Source organism: Marinobacter salsuginis, assembly GCF_009617755.1.
GTDB classification, from domain to species: Bacteria; Pseudomonadota; Gammaproteobacteria; order Pseudomonadales; family Oleiphilaceae; genus Marinobacter; species Marinobacter salsuginis.
Map to the genome: position 1 here is coordinate 144144 of NZ_BGZH01000005.1, position 17504 is coordinate 161647.

General features: G+C 59.4%; 17 protein-coding genes. 7 read left to right on the forward strand and 10 right to left on the reverse strand.

The window, feature by feature from the left end; all coding sequences use genetic code 11:
• Positions 1-32: 32 nt before the first annotated feature.
• The 5 genes from GJU83_RS18190 to dksA all read right to left on the reverse strand — a co-directional run bounded on the left by GJU83_RS18190 (position 33) and on the right by dksA (position 5998).
• Entirely contained in the window at positions 33-1436 is a 1404-nt protein-coding gene (locus GJU83_RS18190) for a sigma-54-dependent transcriptional regulator (RefSeq protein ID WP_069184803.1), read from the reverse strand.
• A gap of 7 nt (positions 1437-1443) precedes the next feature.
• Positions 1444-4407 (reverse strand): ATP-binding protein, encoded by a 2964-nt coding sequence (locus GJU83_RS18195; RefSeq protein ID WP_153634897.1) that lies wholly within the window; start codon positions 4405-4407, stop codon positions 1444-1446.
• Positions 4397-4573 (reverse strand): hypothetical protein, encoded by a 177-nt coding sequence (locus tag GJU83_RS18995; protein ID WP_048497702.1) that lies wholly within the window; start codon positions 4571-4573, stop codon positions 4397-4399. The genes GJU83_RS18195 and GJU83_RS18995 overlap by 11 nt, the downstream gene beginning before the upstream one ends.
• 50 nt (positions 4574-4623) lie before the next feature.
• A complete protein-coding gene (gene gluQRS, locus GJU83_RS18200) occupies positions 4624-5496 on the reverse strand; it encodes a tRNA glutamyl-Q(34) synthetase GluQRS (RefSeq protein WP_153634898.1) in 873 nt (290 codons plus the stop codon).
• A gap of 61 nt (positions 5497-5557) precedes the next feature.
• Positions 5558-5998, reverse strand: coding sequence for an RNA polymerase-binding protein DksA (gene dksA / locus GJU83_RS18205; protein ID WP_008173182.1), 441 nt, complete (start codon positions 5996-5998; stop codon positions 5558-5560).
• Between the two features lie 178 nt (positions 5999-6176).
• Between dksA and sfsA the strand changes: the two genes are divergently transcribed.
• The gene (gene sfsA, locus GJU83_RS18210) at positions 6177-6908 is read left to right on the forward strand and encodes a DNA/RNA nuclease SfsA (protein WP_153634899.1); all 732 of its coding nucleotides are present in this window, start codon (positions 6177-6179) and stop codon (positions 6906-6908) included.
• Here sfsA and GJU83_RS18215 read toward each other — a convergent pair.
• The 3 genes from GJU83_RS18215 to GJU83_RS18225 are packed head-to-tail and all read right to left on the reverse strand — an operon-like array spanning position 6892 to position 9219.
• On the reverse strand, positions 6892-7263 hold the full coding sequence (locus GJU83_RS18215) for a Rieske (2Fe-2S) protein (protein WP_153634900.1): 372 nt from the start codon (positions 7261-7263) through the stop codon (positions 6892-6894). The genes sfsA and GJU83_RS18215 overlap by 17 nt on opposite strands.
• The gene (locus GJU83_RS18220; protein ID WP_069184808.1) at positions 7260-7628 is read right to left on the reverse strand and encodes a pentapeptide repeat-containing protein; all 369 of its coding nucleotides are present in this window, start codon (positions 7626-7628) and stop codon (positions 7260-7262) included. Before GJU83_RS18220 ends, GJU83_RS18215 begins: the two co-directional genes overlap by 4 nt.
• Before the next feature lie 40 nt (positions 7629-7668).
• Positions 7669-9219 (reverse strand): bifunctional aminoglycoside phosphotransferase/ATP-binding protein, encoded by a 1551-nt coding sequence (locus GJU83_RS18225; protein WP_370686089.1) that lies wholly within the window; start codon positions 9217-9219, stop codon positions 7669-7671.
• Between the two features lie 247 nt (positions 9220-9466).
• Between GJU83_RS18225 and mrcB the strand changes: the two genes are divergently transcribed.
• Positions 9467-11707 (forward strand): penicillin-binding protein 1B, encoded by a 2241-nt coding sequence (mrcB, locus tag GJU83_RS18230; RefSeq protein WP_228715207.1) that lies wholly within the window; start codon positions 9467-9469, stop codon positions 11705-11707.
• On the forward strand, positions 11704-12285 hold the full coding sequence (locus tag GJU83_RS18235) for a tetratricopeptide repeat protein (protein WP_153634903.1): 582 nt from the start codon (positions 11704-11706) through the stop codon (positions 12283-12285). Before mrcB ends, GJU83_RS18235 begins: the two co-directional genes overlap by 4 nt.
• Positions 12286-12343: 58 nt before the next feature.
• Here the strand turns inward: GJU83_RS18235 and GJU83_RS18240 are convergent, their stop codons facing one another.
• The gene (locus GJU83_RS18240) at positions 12344-13279 is read right to left on the reverse strand and encodes a DUF4382 domain-containing protein (RefSeq protein ID WP_153634904.1); all 936 of its coding nucleotides are present in this window, start codon (positions 13277-13279) and stop codon (positions 12344-12346) included.
• Between the two features lie 224 nt (positions 13280-13503).
• Here GJU83_RS18240 and GJU83_RS18245 point away from each other — a divergent pair, with 224 nt between their 5' ends.
• From GJU83_RS18245 to GJU83_RS18260, 4 genes are read left to right on the forward strand one after another with little or no spacing between them, the layout of a single operon-like run.
• A complete protein-coding gene (locus GJU83_RS18245) occupies positions 13504-14091 on the forward strand; it encodes an RNA polymerase sigma factor (protein ID WP_167516412.1) in 588 nt (195 codons plus the stop codon).
• Between the two features lie 4 nt (positions 14092-14095).
• On the forward strand, positions 14096-14794 hold the full coding sequence (locus GJU83_RS18250; protein WP_228715208.1) for an anti-sigma factor family protein: 699 nt from the start codon (positions 14096-14098) through the stop codon (positions 14792-14794).
• A complete protein-coding gene (locus GJU83_RS18255) occupies positions 14791-15156 on the forward strand; it encodes a hypothetical protein (protein ID WP_228715209.1) in 366 nt (121 codons plus the stop codon). Before GJU83_RS18250 ends, GJU83_RS18255 begins: the two co-directional genes overlap by 4 nt.
• 53 nt (positions 15157-15209) lie before the next feature.
• Complete coding sequence (locus GJU83_RS18260) at positions 15210-16532, forward strand: tetratricopeptide repeat protein (protein ID WP_153634905.1); 1323 nt, start codon at positions 15210-15212, stop codon at positions 16530-16532.
• A 34-nt stretch (positions 16533-16566) separates the two neighbouring features.
• Here the strand turns inward: GJU83_RS18260 and GJU83_RS18265 are convergent, their stop codons facing one another.
• The gene (locus tag GJU83_RS18265) at positions 16567-17487 is read right to left on the reverse strand and encodes a lipase family alpha/beta hydrolase (protein ID WP_153634906.1); all 921 of its coding nucleotides are present in this window, start codon (positions 17485-17487) and stop codon (positions 16567-16569) included.
• Positions 17488-17504 lie beyond the last annotated feature (17 nt).

A 17504-nucleotide genomic window follows, 5' to 3' on the forward strand; every position in this document is an offset into this window, starting at 1 on the left:
ACAACTGAGTGCCGATTCACACTTTGGCGGGCTCAGTTGCCCGAGGATTTTTTCCGGGGGATGCCGAGCCGCTGCCGACGTTCCCAGAGGGATTTTCGGCTGATGCCCAATTTTTGAGCCAGCTCTGTCTCGCTCATGCGATCCTGGTTCTCCAGGACAAAATGCTGGAAGTAGTCCTCCAAAGAGAGATCGTTGGAGGAATCCACCTCGCGGGTGTGAGTCTGCTCGTTGTTGCCTTCCACGAGGGTCTCAGGGATGTATTCGTCGTTGCCTTCGCTATCAAGGTCCAGCAATGACGGCGTAATCACATCCCCGTCGCAGAGGATGGTGGCGCGCTCAATGGCGTTTTCCAGCTCCCGTACGTTACCCGGCCAGCGATGGCGTTCCAGGGCGCGCATGGCCTCGGGGCTGAGGTTGAGATCGGGTTTGCCCATTCTCTCCCCCTGGCGTTTGAGGAAGCGGCGAGCCAGTCCCAGAATATCGCTCTGGCGCTCGCGTAAAGGCGGTATCCGGATCTGCATAACATTCAAACGGTAATACAGGTCTTCCCGGAATTCCCCGGTTCGGGTCATGGCCTTCAGGTTGCGATGGGTGGCCGCAATCATTCGCACATTTACGGTGCGGCTCTGGGTTGAACCCACTTTCCGGATCTCGCTCTCCTGCAGCACGCGAAGCAGGCGGGCCTGGGCTTCAGCCGGCAGTTCGCCGATCTCGTCCAGAAACAGGCTACCGCCATCAGCCGCCTCAATCAGACCCGTTCTTGCCGAAACCGCACCGGTGAAGGCGCCTTTCTCATGGCCGAACAGTTCCGATTCAATCAGGCTTTCCGGGATGGCCGCGCAGTTTACCGAAATCAGCGGTTTCGCGGCGCGGGGGCTCAGCAGATGCAGGGCGCGCGCGGCCAACTCTTTGCCGGTACCGGATTCGCCCTGGATCAGTACGGTGGTTTCTGTCGGAGCCACCTTCCGGATCAGGGTAAATACCCTCTGCATAGGCTCGCACTGGCCGAACATGATATTGGCCGGGTCGCTACTCTCGGGCGTTTCCGAGGGTGCCGCCGAGTCATCACCCGCATTGCGGGCAGAGGGCTGGCGGGCCAGGATATTCTCCACCGCAGCAAGCATTTCATCATGGTCGAACGGTTTTGCGATGTACTCAACGGCCCCCATTTTCATGGAATCCACGGCTGACCGGAGGCTGGCATAGCTGGTCATGATCAGCACCGGTGTATTGGGTGCGCGGTTGATCAGTTCCGTGCCTGCTGCTCCTGGCAAGCGCAGATCCGATATGATCAGGTCAAACTGATCCGGCTCGTGGTGCTGTTCGGCTTCCTCCACGGAAGCCGCATCGGCGACTTCATAGCCGGCATGCAGCAGCAGCTTGCGAACTGCCGAGCGAATAATGTCTTCGTCTTCCACGATCAGAATGCGAGGCATAGGAGTCTCAAGACCTTTGGTTCTGGCTGATGGCAATGTTGCCGGTTTCCGGTTCGTAGGCTGGCAATCTCAGCCTCACACAGGTTCCCCGGCCAGTGTCGGCGTCCGCCGGGCTGTCTACCTGAACGTTGCCATAGTGCTCTTCAATAATGCTGTACACCAGCGACAGGCCAAGACCGGTTCCCTGGTTGGGGGCCTTGGTGGTGTAAAACGGCTCGAAGATATGATCGAGCTGATCCCCGGGGATTCCGGAGCCCTCATCAACGACTTCGATGATAGCGGAGTAGCCATCGCCCTTTCCACTGACCCGGATGGTGCCTCCTTCGGGCGAGGCATCCCGGGCGTTGGCAAGAAGGTTAACAAACACCTGCACCAGGCGCTGTTCATCGCCCAGCACCTGCAAGGAGGGCGGGCAGTCGTTGATGTAGTGAATGCCCAGGCCCTTGTCGCTCAGGGAGAGCAGGTTGATAGACTCTTCCACGCAACGATGTATCGTCACCGGTTCGTACCGGTTGGCCTGGGCGTGGTTGCCGGTGCGGGCAAAGTTCATCAGCGACTGCAGTATGGTGGAGATGCGCCGCGTCTGTTGCTGGATCTGGTCTGCCGTATCGAGAATATCGGGGTTATCGGTTTCCAGTTTCAGGTTCTGGGCCAGCGATGAGATGCCGGTTACCGGGTTCCCGATCTCGTGGGCGACGCCGGCCGCCAGTCTACCCACCGACGCCAACCGCTCGCTGTGCATCAGCTCATCTTCCAGCAGTCGGGTTTCGGTCTGGTCTTCCACCAGGATGATGCTGCCGCCTTCGGTGTGGTCCGGCCCGCTCAGGGCGGCTTTGTGAAGGTTCAGCCAATGGGGCTTGCCACGCAGATCCAGCCGGTGTTTGTAGCGATGCAGGTCGGGCCCGCGGTTGAAATCCTCGAGCAGCAGATGCCAGTGCTCCGGCAGTGCCATCAGCCTGGCGCCGACCACATCATCGGCGGTAATGCCGGTGAGCGCCTCCATGGCGTGGTTCCACATCAGGATTTCACCGTCCTCGCCCACGGAGCAGGCGGGAATCGGCAGGTTTTGCAGTGTCTGGCGGTAATGTCGTCGCAGGTTGTCCAGCTCTCCGGCCAGGCCGGTAAGGCGGTTCTGGTAGTCGCCGAGGGCCCGCTCGACATAGCGAATGTCCTGGGCGGTGCCACCCTGGGCCATAGGCTTGAAGCCGAGATGGCGTTTGACCATGTCCCGGGCGACAGAGGGTCCGAGCAGACCCGACAGATTGATCTCCACCTGATCCCGCAGTCGTCTGAGCTGGTAAGGCCTGTATTCCACGTTGGGTAGCTTCAACTGGCTCAGTGCACGCTCCACTTCCCGCCGTGCGACGCCATAGCCCAAAGGCTCCGCCAGTTGCCGCACAAAATCACTGGAGGATGTCGCCAGCAGTTCACGGCGTTGAGGGCGGGACAGCGCACCCAGCGAGCAGGCCTGGGCTGCACTGTTCTCTTCACTGGTACTGGTGCTGAGGATGGAAATCAGCGCGAACACAGTAATGTTGGCGGTCAGGCTGACGAACGTGAATATATGCCAGTTGGTGTAATCCGGTATCAGCGGCGCGTCTATCCAGGCCAGCAGATTGGCCGTATGGGAGAAGGGTAGTACCAGGGTAACCACCCAGATGGTCAAACCGACAATCAGGCCGGCAATCAGGCCGCGGCGGTTGCCCTCCGGCCAGTAAATCACGCCCAGGGCGCCCGGGAGAAGCTGCAATGTGCCTGACAGGGAAATGGCGCCGAGAATGGAAAGGTCAAGGTTCTTGCCAACGGCCTCGTGAAACAGCAATGCCAGGAAAATGATCACGGCGATGAGCAGACGTTTGATCCACTGCAGCCAGCGATAGATGTCGCCCTGGTCTTTCGGGGTTTTCAGCGGCAGGACCACGTGGTTCAGGGCCATGCCCGCCAGTGCCAGCGTGCTGACGATCATCAGGCCGCTGGCTGCGGACAGGCCGGCAATGTACATGAACAGCGTCAGTACAGGGCTCTCCAGCGCTTGGGCAGCGCCGATAGCGAAGAACCCGGGGCCGGTGGTGACGGCCAACTCCTGCCCGCCCCACAGAATCAGGGGTACCGGCAGGCCCAGCAGCAACAGGTACAGTGGCAGGCCCCAGCTGGCCTTGGCCAGTGCCTTTGGGGAAGGGTTCTCGCTGAAGGTCATGTGATACATGTGCGGCAGCACCAGTGCGGCGGCAAAGGACATCAGCATCAATGCCCGCCAGCTGCCGTCGTCAATGCTCAGAGTCATGGTGGTGGCTGGCGAGGTTCGGTTGTCCAGCCAACGCTCCAGACCGTTCATGCCATCGAAGACCCCGAACAGGATCACGCCCCCGAGCACCAGCAGCGCCGCCAGTTTGACCAGAGAATCAAAGGCAATGGCCAGTACCAGGCCCTGGTGGTTATCGGAATTCTGGTTACGGCGTGCTCCGAACAGCATGGCAAACAACACCACGATCATACTGAACATCACACTGATCAGCTTGGGAGAGGTGTCCGGCGCCAGGATACTGGCTGAGGTGGCGACGGCCTGGATCTGCATGCTCAGCAGCGCCAGTATGGCCCCGCCGGAACACAGGGTGACCAGGGTTCCTGCCCACTGGCTCCGGTAGCGGTAGGCGAACAGGTCGGCCAGGGAGGTTAACTGATAGGCGCGGCCAATCCTCATGACCGGGTTCAGAAGTACCGGTGCCAGCAAAAAGGCGCCACTGATGCCCAGGTAGTAGGCGAGGAAGCCGTAGCCGGATTCGGCGGCCATGCCAACGGCGCCGTAGACCGCCCAGATGCCCGCGTATACCCCCAGGCTGAGCACGTAAACCAGCGGGTGGCGAACCCAGCGCCTCGGCACCATGCCCCGCTCGGTAAACCAGGCAATGCCGAACAGCAGAATCAGGTAGAGCAGGCTGGCGAGCAGCAGACCGGAGGCACTAAAACTCATTGGGGTCCCGCCGCCATTCCAGCCAGAAACCGATGGCAATCAGCCCGGCCCAGATAATGTAGGGGCTGTACCAGACGTTTCCCGGCGAAGTCCACCAGTCAAGGATGTTGGGCGAAAAGATATAGATGGCCAGTACCAACAGGAAGACCAGACGGTAGATATACATCAGGCATGCTATCCGCGCTGAGGTGTGAGAAAGGCTTTATACCATGTCCCTCACCGGGATGTCAGGTGGATGGCGCCCCGGTGCCAGTTCTCCCGGCCCCATTCCAGCAAGGATTCCGGGGAACCGGTTGCCAGTTCCGAAGGCGGATTCTGACCAAGGGCAACGAGGGCCTCGAACAGGTTGTCGACAGGCCTTTCATCGTTGAGCGCCGGGGCGTGGGTCTGCTTGCTGAGTTTCTGGCCGTGTTCGTTCAGTATGACCGGAATGTGTAGCCAACGGGGAGGGTGGGCGCCCAGAGCCCGGTAGATCTGCTGCTGTTGCGCTGTCATGTCCAGCAGATCCGACCCGCGCACCACGTCCGTGATGCCCTGATCAATGTCATCAACAACCACCGCCAGTTGATAGGCGTAGAACCCCTCTTTACGGAGGATCACGGGATCATCAAGCTCAGCGCGCACGGTTTGATGCTGTGGGCCCAGGAGTTGATCCCGCCAGTGGCAGTCCTCATCTTCCAGGGCAAAGCGGATGGCGTATGGGCGGTCACCGTCTATGGCTTTGCGGCTGCGGCATTGGTGGGGGTGTCGGCCCCCATGGGCTTGCAGCTCTTTCCGTGAGCATTGGCAGCGATAGGCGTAGCCGCTTTCGAGTAATTGATCGATGGCGGCCTGATAGGCGTCGTGACGTCTGGATTGAAACCGTACCGGTTCGTCGGGGAACAGGCCATGGGCGTCCAGGCTGGCTAGAATCTGGCCGGTCGCTTCCGGCGGCTCTCTCAGCGGATCGAGATCTTCCAGGCGAATAAACCATTGGCCGCCCTGGCTGCGGGCTTCCAGAAAGCTGGCAAGCGCAGTAACCAGTGAGCCAAAATGCAGCGGGCCGGTCGGAGAGGGCGCAAAGCGGCCCCGATAGGAAGAGTTGTTCATGATCGTCAGTCAGCCGGCGGGGCAGGAATAGCCCGCGGCCGGCAGCTGTTGAAGGTTCGGCTCAGATGCCGGTCTGGCGTTCGCGAATCTCGGCCAGAGTCTTGCAGTCGATGCACAGGGTCGCAGTCGGACGCGCTTCCAAACGGCGGATACCGATTTCCACGCCGCACTGATCGCAGAAGCCGTAGTCGTCCTTGTCGATGCGGTCGATGGTCTGGTCAATTTTCTTGATCAGTTTCCGCTCCCGGTCGCGGGTGCGCAGTTCCAGGCTGAATTCTTCTTCCTGGGTTGCGCGATCGCTGGGATCCGCGTAATTTGCGGCGTCTTCCTGCATGTGGTGCATGGTGCGGTCGACTTCTTCCATCAGCTCCTGCTTCCATTGCAGCAGCAGATCCTTGAAGTGCTGAAGCATTTCCGCACTCATATACTCTTCACCCTTCTTCATTTCATAGGGGGTGAAGTTGGTAAAGCGTTCGCGTGGTTGTTCTGCAGTCGTTGCCATTGAACCCGGCCTCTTGTTTGTACTTCACAAGAACGGTTGCTTCCCTCCGCGTGAGCCCCCGTGGCTGTGCGGTTATACCCTGGATGAAGCATTCGTCCTGAAACGGGAATTTGCGGAAAATAGCAGATTAGTCACGGGGGTGCCAGCCTTGTGACATCGACTTTTGTACGGAGATCACATGAAGTTTCCAGAACCTTTGGTTGAAGGCCGGCTTATCCGCCGCTACAAACGCTTCCTGGCAGACGTGCGGCTGCCGGATGGCTCGGAGGTAACCGCCCACTGCCCGAACACCGGCTCCATGCTGGGCTGTCAGCCAGAGAATGCCCGGGTTTGGCTCAGCCGCAGCGATAATCCCAAGCGCAAACTCCAATACACCTGGGAGCTGGTGGAAACCTCGCCGGGACAGCTGGCATGCGTGAACACGGCCCGGCCGAACAGCCAGGCCAGGGAAGCGGTTCAGGCCGGCACCGTGGTGGAGTTGGCCGGTTATCGCGAGTGCCGCGCCGAGGTGAAATACGGTGCGGAGAAAAGCCGGATCGATCTGTTGCTGTCTGGTCACGAGTCCGCGGCCGATGCCTGGGTGGAGGTCAAGAACGTTACCCTGGCCGAGGATGGCCAGGGCTTTTTCCCGGATGCGGTAACCGAGCGTGGCCAGAAACACCTTCGTGAGCTGATGGCCCAGGTCCAGCAGGGTGATCGGGCGGTGCTGTTTTTCGTGGTCAATCACACCGGCATTCAGACCGTTCGCCCGGCGGACCACATCGACCGCAAATACGGGGAGTTGCTGCGCGAAGCCTGTGATGCGGGTGTGGAAGTGGTCGCCTACCGGGCCGACCTGAGTGAGAGTGATGGTACTCCCACGGGGGTGCTGACACTGACCGAGTCGGTGCCGGTTATTCTGGAAGTCTGATCTCGATCTGGCCGTCGTGCTCTCTCAGATCCAGCTGGGTAAGCGCATCGCCCTGGCAGGGACCGGCAATGCATTCGCCGTCGCCAGGCTTGAACAGGGCGCCGTGGGTGGAGCACTGGATGAACAGATTGTCGGAATCCATAAACCGGCCCGGCATCCAGTTCAGCTCAACACCGAGATGCGGGCAGATATTCAGGTAGGCGCGGGGCGTGGTGCCGTCGAGGAACAGGAAGCCGGTAAGCGGCATGCCTGCAGGCTCCCGGGCCTTCTCCCGGAGCCGAAACTCGACGAATTGGCCCGGTGTCAGCTCGGACGCGGGACACACGGGCTGCCAGGAGTGCGGGTTGTTGCTCATTTCGGCAATATGGCGTAGCGCATGCGGGTCCCGTGGTTCAGGGACATGACGATCTCATCGGCGTGCAGGCGATGAGGGAAGTAGCAGCCTGAAATTTTCGCGCTGGCGATGCTTGAGCCTTCCATTCTGGACTTCGAAAAGTCCACGCCTCTCAGGTCGGCACCGCGGAAGTAGGCATGGCGGAAATCCAGCCCCTTGGCGTCCATCCCTCTCAGATCCAGGCCCCGGAAATCGCCATGGGCGAAACTGGGGAACTCTGTGAGCTTTGCCTTCTCGGCATTGAACGCCTGCATATCCTCGCTCCGAAGAATATCGTAGAGCGGGTGGCTGATCTGATGTACTTCGTGTTCGCTTTTATCGTCCATATCTAACCTCGCGCTCGCCAGTGGGAGCCAGATGTTGTTCTTACCCGGCCTTGCCGCCGGGGATACCCAGGTGTTGACGGATACGGTCGGCCACGGCTTCGGCCACATGCTCCTGATCGGTGTGCAGATGAATGGTGTGGGTCTTCTCTTCGGCCGTTAACGGTTCAAACCAGGTTTGCTGGGCGTCCAGCAGCTCCTCGGTGGCCTCGGAGGCATCGCCCTTGCGATTGCGGATCCATTCCCTGCGCAGATCTTCGGGCGCCTCGCAATGGATCAGGGCAAAGGGCACGCCCTGGGCTTCGGCGACGGATGCCAGCAGGGACCGCTCCTTTTCTTTCAGGCTGGTGGCGTCCACGATCACCGGGAACCCGGCCGCCAGAACCTGACCGGCCAGCTCGGCCAGTCGCTGATAGGTTTTCTCGGTCGCTTCCTCGGTGTACAGGTTGCCACCGGTCGGTGAACGTGAGCTCTCCAGCGGAGCCAGTCCATGCAGTCGCTTGCGCTCGACATCGGACCGCAGGCGTATCAGCCCCAGCTCGTTGGCCATGGCGGCGCTGACGCACGTCTTGCCGCTGGCAGAAAGGCCAGTGGTAGCCAGCAAGTAGTGGTTAGGAATGGAGCCGTAATCCTCGGCCAGTTGTGCATAGCCGCGATAGCGCTGCATAAGGTCGGCTTTTTCGGTGTCCGTGATGCCGGGATTGCCCATGGTGAATAGCGCAATCTTGGCGCGGACCATGGCGCGATAGGCCTTGTAGAGTGGCAGCAATGGCAGCGCTTCGAAGTCGTCCCGATATTCCAGATAAGTATTGAGCACCTGATTGGCAAGAGCGCTCTCCCCGCGAGACTCCAGATCCATCAATAGGAAAGCGAGGTCGTTGATAACATCAATCCAGCGAAACGGCTCGTTGAATTCGATGCAGTCGAATACGGTGACCTCGCCGTCGAAGCGGGTGATATTTGCCAGATGGAGATCGCCGTGGCATTCCCGGACCATACCACTGGCACGGCGGTGGGCAATCAGCTCCCGGTGCCGCTCGAAGGTGGATTCGGTCCAGGCCTGAAGGTTGTCCAGCTGCATGAGCAGATCCGGATCGTCAATCAGCGGACGGATCTGGTCAAAATTCTCTTGCATGGCGGCAAACACAGCCTCTGGTGTTCCTAACGGCTTGTCATCCGGCACGGGCGGCAACTGATCGTGGAAGCCGGCGACCTGGCCGGCAAGGTCGGTCAACAAGTCCGAGGGCAGTTTACCCTGCTCCTGCAGGCGATCGAAAAGCTGGTCCTGGCCAAACTGGCGCATCTTGATGGCGTATTCAAAAGCCTCGCCCTCGCCGCCGAGGATCGGGGCATCCGGTGTTCCGGTAATGGGTACCACTTCCAGATACAGCTTTTCTGCCAGCCGTCGGTTGAGTCTCAGCTCCTCTTCGCAGAAATGCTTCCGGCGATCGAGGGTAGAGAAGTTGAGGAAGCCGAAATCCATGGGCTTCTTGATTTTGTAGGCGTAATCACCGGTCAGGATCACCTGTGAGATGTGAGTTTCGATAACCTGAAAGCCATCCACCGGATGGTCGTACAGGTCCGGATTCTGCATCGACAGAATCAGATTGCCTGGGGATGTCTCACTCACCGTGTTCTCCTCGCGTTCCCTGAACCCATTGATTTTTCTTGCCCTATCATAACGGGCAGATTACAGAAATAACACATGGATGGCCTGCCTTCCTCACCGCTCCCTTCGTTATAATCGCGCCATGAAAAAATCCAAAGCATCTTCCAGCCCCAAGCGAAAGCCCTCCAGGCGTTCTTCGAACAATGGCCGTCGGCCGTGGTTCTGGCGTTTCATGTTCCGGTTATGTGCCATTGGTCTCGTTTTACTGGCCGGCTGGATGGTGTATCTGGATGCCGTTGTAACGTCCCGTTTTGAGGGTCGGCGCTTTGAAGTACCTTCCCGCGTCTATGCCCGCCCGCTTGAGCTTTTCGATGGGGCCAGTGTCAGTGCCAGCGCGCTCGAGCGAGAACTGAGCCTCTCTGGTTTCCGGAAAGGGGGCGGCGAGAAAGCGGGTAGTTACCAGCGCAGTGGCAATCGCTTCGTCATCAGTACCCGGGGCTTCTCGTTCCCGGACGGTGATGAGCCCCGGCGCCGGATCTCTTTGTCGGTCTCGGGCGATCGGGTTCAGGGTTTTTCGGTGATTCAGGGTGAAAGCGCCCCGATCGTCCGGCTGGAGCCAGCGCAGATTGGCGGTATTTATCCAGCCCACAAGGAAGATCGGGTATTGGTTCAGCTGGACGAGGTGCCGGCGCTGCTCCCCACCACACTGATGGCGGTGGAAGATCGCAATTTCTACGACCATTTCGGTATCGCGCCTCTCTCCATCGGCCGGGCCATGCTGGCCAACATCCAGGCCGGGCGCATCGTCCAGGGTGGCAGCACGCTGACCCAGCAATTGGTGAAGAACTTCTTCCTGACTCGCGAGCAGACACTGGTGAGAAAGGCCAATGAAGCCCTGATGTCGGTATTGCTGGAGTTGCACTATGAAAAAAACGACATCCTGGAAACCTATCTGAACGAGGTTTACCTCGGGCAGGCCGGCACTCGCAGCATTCATGGTTTCGGCCTGGCCAGCCAGTTCTATTTTGGCGAATCCCTGAAAGATCTGGATGTGCACCAGATCGCGTTGCTGGTGGGCATGGTCAAAGGCCCCAGTTATTACAATCCGCGCCGCCATCCCGAGCGTGCAACCGAGCGACGGAATCTGGTTATTTCCGAAATGGAAGAGGCGGGCCTGATTGAACCGGGCCGAGCGGCGAGGGCCCGCGGCCTGCCCCTTGGGGTCAGTGAGCGCCCATCCTACTCAGAAAACCGCTACCCCGCTTACATTGACCTGGTCCGGCGGCACCTGGCCCGTGACTACAAGGAAGAGGATCTGCGCAGTGAAGGACTGCGAATCTTCACCACTCTGAACCCCGCTATCCAGTACGCGGCAGAGTACGCGGTAACTGAGACCCTCCCGAGACTGGCCGGCGGCCAGAGTTCGGAAGCTCTGGAGGCGACACTTGTGGTCACCGCGAAGGATTCCGGCGAGGTGCTGGCCCTTGTCGGTGGGAGGGATCCGCAATTCGCCGGATTCAACCGGGCGCTGGATGCCAATCGCCCCATCGGATCTCTGATCAAGCCGTTTATCTATCTGTCTGCCTTGCAGGAACCGGAAAGATACACCCTGAGTACACCGGTGCTGGACAAGAGCTTCACTCTGGAGTTCGACGACGGCAAACGTTGGCAACCCAAGAACTACGATGGCGAGGAGCGGGGTGAAGTGCCTTTGCATAAGGCTCTGTCTCGTTCTTACAACCTGCCGGCCGTTCGCGTGGGGCTGGATATCGGCGTGGACGTAGTGCGGGAGACACTGACTGCCTTTGGCGTGGATACACCCATTTCCCGTTACCCATCCATGCTCCTGGGGTCGGTGTCCATGAGCCCTGTGACGGTCGCCCAGATATACCAGGGACTGGCGACCTCGGGCTTCAATACCCCGCTGCGCACGATACGGGAAGTAACGGATGCCGGCGGTGAGGCCTTGTCCCGCTACAGTCTTGAGGTTGAACAGGTGGCCGACCCTGCCGCCGTGCACCTGGTGCAATACGCCATGCAGGAAACCATGCAGGAGGGGACGGGACGCTCGGCTTACTACACCGTTCCCCAGGAACTCACCCTCGCCGGCAAAACAGGAACCACTGACGATGGCCGGGATTCCTGGTTTGCCGGTTTCAGTGGCGATCTGCTTGCGGTCGCCTGGGTTGGGCGCGATGATAACGGCCCCACATCGCTGACCGGGGCCAGTGGCGCCCTGCCGGTGTGGTCGAGGTTTATGGCTCAGGTTCCCCAGCATGGCTTTTCTCCCGTGGTGCCAGACGGTGTCAACTATCACTGGGTGAATTCAGAGCGGCAGGCACTGACGGACGAATACTGTGACAATGCACGACTGTTGCCTTACATTGCCGGCAGTGAACCCACGCAAACAATTTCCTGCTCCGGAAATCTGGAACGTCGGATCCGGGGCTGGTTTGAAGGACTGTTTCAATGATTGACCGACTTTCATTCAGGGCCGCCCTGTTGGCCGCACTGCTGTCACTGGCCGGCTGTGCCTCCGGGCCGGGCGGTGGAATCTATGTGCCCGTTGGTGGTGAGCCCGCCAAGGCGCCCGAGCCACCGAGAACCAGCACAGACACGGAGGAGAGCGAAGCCCCGGTCTGGCGCAAGAGTGAACAGCCCGAGGCGGCGCAGGAACCCGGTGAGCCTTCCCGCTCCAGTTCCCCAAGCTATCGTGAAACCGGTGATGGCCTCTCGCCGGCCGCGCTGAGCCTGGTGCGTGAAGCCGAGCAGCTGCTGGCCCAGGGTAACGTATCCGGCGCCATCGCCCGTCTTGAGCGTGTACAACGGATTGCGCCCCGATCGGCCGAGGTGTATTTCAAGCTGTCGGAAGCCTATGTGGCTGGCAATCAGCTGGGCTCTGCCGAACAGTTCACGCTGAAAGGGCTGTCGCTGGCGGGCAGTGATATCCGGCTGCAGCGAGCGGGATGGTTGCTGCTGGCGGATATCCGCCGGGCTCGCGGGAATGTAGCGGGTGCGGATCAGGCGGAGGCGAGGGCGGCCGCCCTGTGATGTTTTTTGCGCGGCAGGCGGTCGCTGATGTCTAGCGACCGCCTGCCGGTGCAGAGGCTTATTCGACGAGCGGAATCAACTCGGCCTCAGTTGTCTGGTCGGCAACAACCTCAAGGCTCTGGGTACCTTCGAACTCAATGTCGTCATCCTCCTCGTTGTTATCTTCCTGGCAGCTGTAACTGATGGTGTAATTACCCTCTGGCAGGAATGCTGCGGTGTAGCTGTAGAGGCTTGATTCAACGTCGAGCTCAACTGGCACAATCATGAGAGGGTTGCCTTCCTCGTTGTTTACGTTCAGATCCGAGGTTTCTGCATTCTCACCAGAGAAGACGTAAACAGCGCCGTCGTACTGACAGTCAGCCAGAGTCTCATCCGCCATGCGAGTGGAAGTGATCTGGGCGACGTCCACCTGACCACTTATAGAGCCCACCTCAAGGTTGTTCACCAGTCGCAAAGATGGTTTCAGCATATAGTCGGCCAGGGCATTACCCTGTGGGTTGACGATGGACTTGCGCACGTCGAAGTCGATGGTGAAATTGGTGGTTGTGTCTGCGGCCACCAGGAAATCACCTTTCAGCTTGAGGCCACTTTGCTCGCCAGAGGGCACTGCCAGTGAGTACTCGCTATCACCAGTCGAGTCGAGCTTAACGAAGGAGTTGTCCGTGTCGATGATCAGGCGCAGTTCGGTGTAAGTGCCGGCCGGTACTTCTTCATCTTTAATCAGTGGTTCACTCAGTCCACCCTGAAGATCCAGCAGGTTTACCTGTTCAAATCCTTCAAGGGGAAATTCCACCCATTGACCATCCTCGGGTTTCAGGCGGATTTCCGTGAAAGCAATGGTGACATTACTGAGGTCCATGGCTGGGGCGTCGGTAATACCGAAGGAAACCGTTCCGGTGCCCGAAGACGCTGAACTGTCGCTACCACTTCCACCACAGGCTGCCATGCCCGCAGCAAGAGTCGAAATGGCAATAAGTTGAACCGAACGTTTCATATAAACCTCCAAGGTTTATTTACTGGAATCATAGCGAAGCAACATCGCTACCTGACTTCATCCTCACGTTGCAGTGGAGGGCAGAGTTCCGGAAATTTTGTTAACGTTCCCTAATGTCCGGGCAACCGTTGAATCGTCAGATCGGGAACGCGGCCAATGCATCGGCCCGGCAACTTGATATAGACTGCGCCGCTGGCATGAACCCACGCAGGTAAACAACGGCTTTGGCAATCTTTCCTTTCAAACCCTCCAAGTCCCGGCGGTTTGACGCCCTGGTGCAGCCTCACCTGGACGCCATGTACCGGTTTGCTTACCGGTTGGCCGGCCAACAACAGGATGCAGAGGATCTGGTTCAGGATGTTGTGGTCAAGCTATTCCCGAAGCTTGATGAGCTGGAAAGCGTTGATCAGCTGCGGCCCTGGTTAAACCGGGTGGTCTACCGGCAGTTTATTGACCAGGTTCGGCGTAAGAACCGACAGGGCGACCGCCCGTTGACGGAGCTGATTGGTACTGAAGGCCAGACTGACTGGCTGGATAGCCTCGAATCGGACAACGTTGGCCCGGACCTGCAGCTCGAACACTCGCGCCTGGGACCGGCATTGGACCGGGTGATGATGACCCTGACGCCCGATCAGCGGACCCTTTTGTTTCTTCATGATGTGGACGGTTGGCGTCAGGAGGACATTGCGGAGGTGCTGGATATCCCGCTGGGGACTGTGAAATCGCGCTTACACAGGTGCCGGGCGGCCCTGCGAAAGAAATTGCAGCGGGAGCTGGAACCAACCGAGCCGGCTGGACGTGTGGGGGGATGAGGTGATGACAATGTCCTGCAACGAAATCCGGGTGGATCTGCCCGCCTACATTAACAATGAGCTTTCCGCCCCCGCCCGTGATCGGGTGCAGGAGCATGTTGCTGCCTGCCCAGCGTGCAGTAAGTGGCTTGCTTCTGAGCGTGCTCTTAACCGGGCGTTGCAGGAGCAGTTCAGCGTCCCGGCGCCTTCCCCTGATTTTCAGAATCGTGTTCTGAGTTCGGCCCGGGGCGCGGGCAGTCCGCAGTCCGGATGGAGCCACGGGGCTCTGGGTGGTGCCATTGCGGCGGCCCTGGCGCTGGGTATTGGTCTTGGTGTCTTTTTAACGCCGGGTATTGTTACGGATGATGCAGACCCGACCGTTGCGTTGTCGGAGAATGCCGCTGAAGGGTTGGCAACCGGGATTGCCCAACCGGTTGAGAGAACTGTGCGTCTTGCCTTCCATTCCGGTGAAGCGCTGGAAAATGTCACGCTGACTCTGGAACTCCCGCCCAATGTGGAGGTGGCCTCCTGGCCGGGGCAGCGAGAGCTTAGCTGGCAGGTTAGCCTTGATGCGGGCGAGAACGTGCTGTCGTTGCCGTTGAAGTTGCTGTTCCCAGGCTCTGGAGAGCTGGTGGCTCGACTGGACACCGGAGATCGCCATAAAACGTTCCGTGCCCCGATTCCAGAATACCCACAGCAGACCGTCGAGGGACCAGAATCATGATCAGAGAGACACTTGCATTGAGCGCCAAGCTGGTCGGATTTCTGATGGTCGGATTCTTTATACCGGCAACAGCGCTGGCCAACGAGGATCTGGATGTTACTATGCGCATGGTGACTGACGACGCAGAGCTCACCGATTCCGTGGTGCGGGAAATCGAGTTACCCCGCGCTATCGAAAGACCCGAAAATCCAGGCAAATCTGGCTCCCGGGGTCTGGATGCGGCGAGTGAAGCCCGAGAAAGGGGGCGAGAGTTCGGTGAGTCCATGTCCGAAAAGGCCAGGCAATCCCGAGAACTGATCAAGGGTAAGCCAGAGCGCCCGGAGCGCCCAGAACTGCCGGATGCACCAGGACTGGATCGCTGAAGCCGGGTACGTAACCGGGCATCCCCTGCGAGGATTAACCCGGAGAGACCCGTTTGCTGGTATTTTGGCGCGCCCTGTTCCTGATCCTGTTGTTAATGCCCACGGTTGCTCTTCAGGCGGCTGAAACGGAAGCCGGCATGGAGGATTTCCGTGCTGGCGTTGAAGCCTTTGAAGCAGGAGACCTGAACGCCGCGAAACAGCGCTTCCAGAGGGCCGTTGATGATGGCCTGAGATCTCCTTCGCTTTTCTATAACCTCGGTGTTGTCTGCTACCAGCTGGGCGATTATGGCGCCGCTGAATCTGCCTTCCGTTCATTGCTCAATGGCTCCAATGGCGCCCTGGCGCGTTATAACCTCGGTCTGGTCGCGCTTGCTACGGAGGAGTCTGCCGAAGCCCGTCATTGGTTCGAGCAGGCCTCGGCAGAGAGCGCTCCGGATAAAATCCGGGCACTGGCCCGGGCGCAACTGAATAAACTGGATGGTGGATCGCCTCGGTTGGCCCGCCAGCCCTCCATTCGCGGCTATCTGGGAATCTCAGGCGGTTACGATTCCAATATTGCCGGCCTGCCCGAGGACACGGCGTCGAGTGAAGGTGGGCTGTTCCTCGAAGCGCTGGCTGCCGGAACCTACGAACGGCCAGTCGGCACCCGCTCTCGGCTTTCCCTCGATGCTGCCGCCTATTCCCGGGAACATCCTTCCGATGACGAGTATGACGCTCAGGTATTGCAGGGACGATTGGCCTGGTCTGAGACCCTCACTGCAGGTGAGCGCGGCGCTCTGGTGTCGTTGGTGAAGTCCTGGTTTGGCAGCGAATCCCTTGAAACCCGATACGGCATCGAGGGGTTTTATCGTTGGCGTGAGTGTTCGCTACCCGTAGCCCCGGATCAGTGTGGAATCGCTCTGGCGGCGGCTGCCGTGAATGGTGGTTCAGGCTTCGAGGCCTATGACGGAGAGTGGTATCGAGCACGCGTTCATGCGCGGAAGTACCTCGGACCCTGGCGATTGGACGGCGAATACTCACTGGAAATCAATGACCGGCGGGATCTGCAAACAACCAATGAGTTTATCAGTGTCTCACCTACCCACCACACACTGGAGTTTGCCGGTCGCTACCAGTGGCGGCCAGATATCGTATTCGGAGCAACAGGCTCTGTTCGCCACAGTCGATACCGGGACGCCCATCAGTTGGTGTCCGGGGAAGGCGAGAGCGGGCGCAGAACAGATAACCGTCTGGAGATCGGATTGCTGGTGGAGAAGTCTCTGGACAGCCTTTGGCTTGTCAGGGGGGAGTGGTTGGTTCGGGATAACAGAAGCAGTCTTTCGCAATATGACTATCAGCGCGAGACGCTGATGTTTACCCTGGAAGGGGCCTTCTAGCTCTGCAAGGCAAAGCCAGAAGACCGGCTACCCGTTACAGTCCTGCGTTTCTCAGGCGGTTAGCGTGTTGCTTGAAAACCGCTTTTGGATCAGTTTCGAAGAGGCTATGCAGGCCCAACGCCTGATTCACTTCATCCAGATGGTTCATGAAGTAATTATCCCGGATAACCTTGCCAAACCGGCTGCTGCAGCGGCCTACCAGACCGTCGTTCTGGCTGAAGCCGAAGGCGAGGCTGGTGGTGCCTAACAACGCGTCGGACGGATCCAGTACGTTGGTCAGAACACCGGTGCCACCCCAGGAATAGAAGCGGACACCATTTGCCGAGTAGGCGCCTTCACCGCAAGAGGTGGTTGGAACCCCGGCAGGGGCAAAGCTGTTGAATTCGGCGCTGCCCTGGGTGGTGAGGGATTCCAGGCTTGACCGCAGGTCCTGGTTATAACCGCCACCGGACAGCAGATCGATAAGCCCACCCAATGCATTCCCCAGACTGGCCGCCAGGCTTTCGGCAGGGGAGCCGTAGATAAGGTCGGCGACCGGCGAGCCTTTATGGGGCGAGCCGACCGACGTCACTGAGGCGACCAGATCCGGCCGCACTCTGGCGATGTAACGGGCCGTGGGGCCCCCGTGGCTGTGGCCAATCAGATTGACCTTGCCGTGCACCGCGGCGATCGCCTGTACCTGCGGCAGAAGCGCTTCACCGCGAGCAATGGTGCTGTCCAGGGCGGGCACCTGAGTGGTGTAAACATCAGCGCCGTATTTGCGGAGATCCTCGGCAACGCCGTACCAGTAGTCCACGCCGGCAATCGAATCAAAGCCGAACATGCCATGCACCAGCACAACCGGGTAGCGAGTATCCGTATAGTTTGAAGGGGTAGAGTCCCACCACCAGGCGGCGGAGGGGGCCGACCAGGCCACAGTCAGGGCCAGGGCCATTGCTTGGATCCAGAGTTTCATTGTCGTTCCTACAGTTT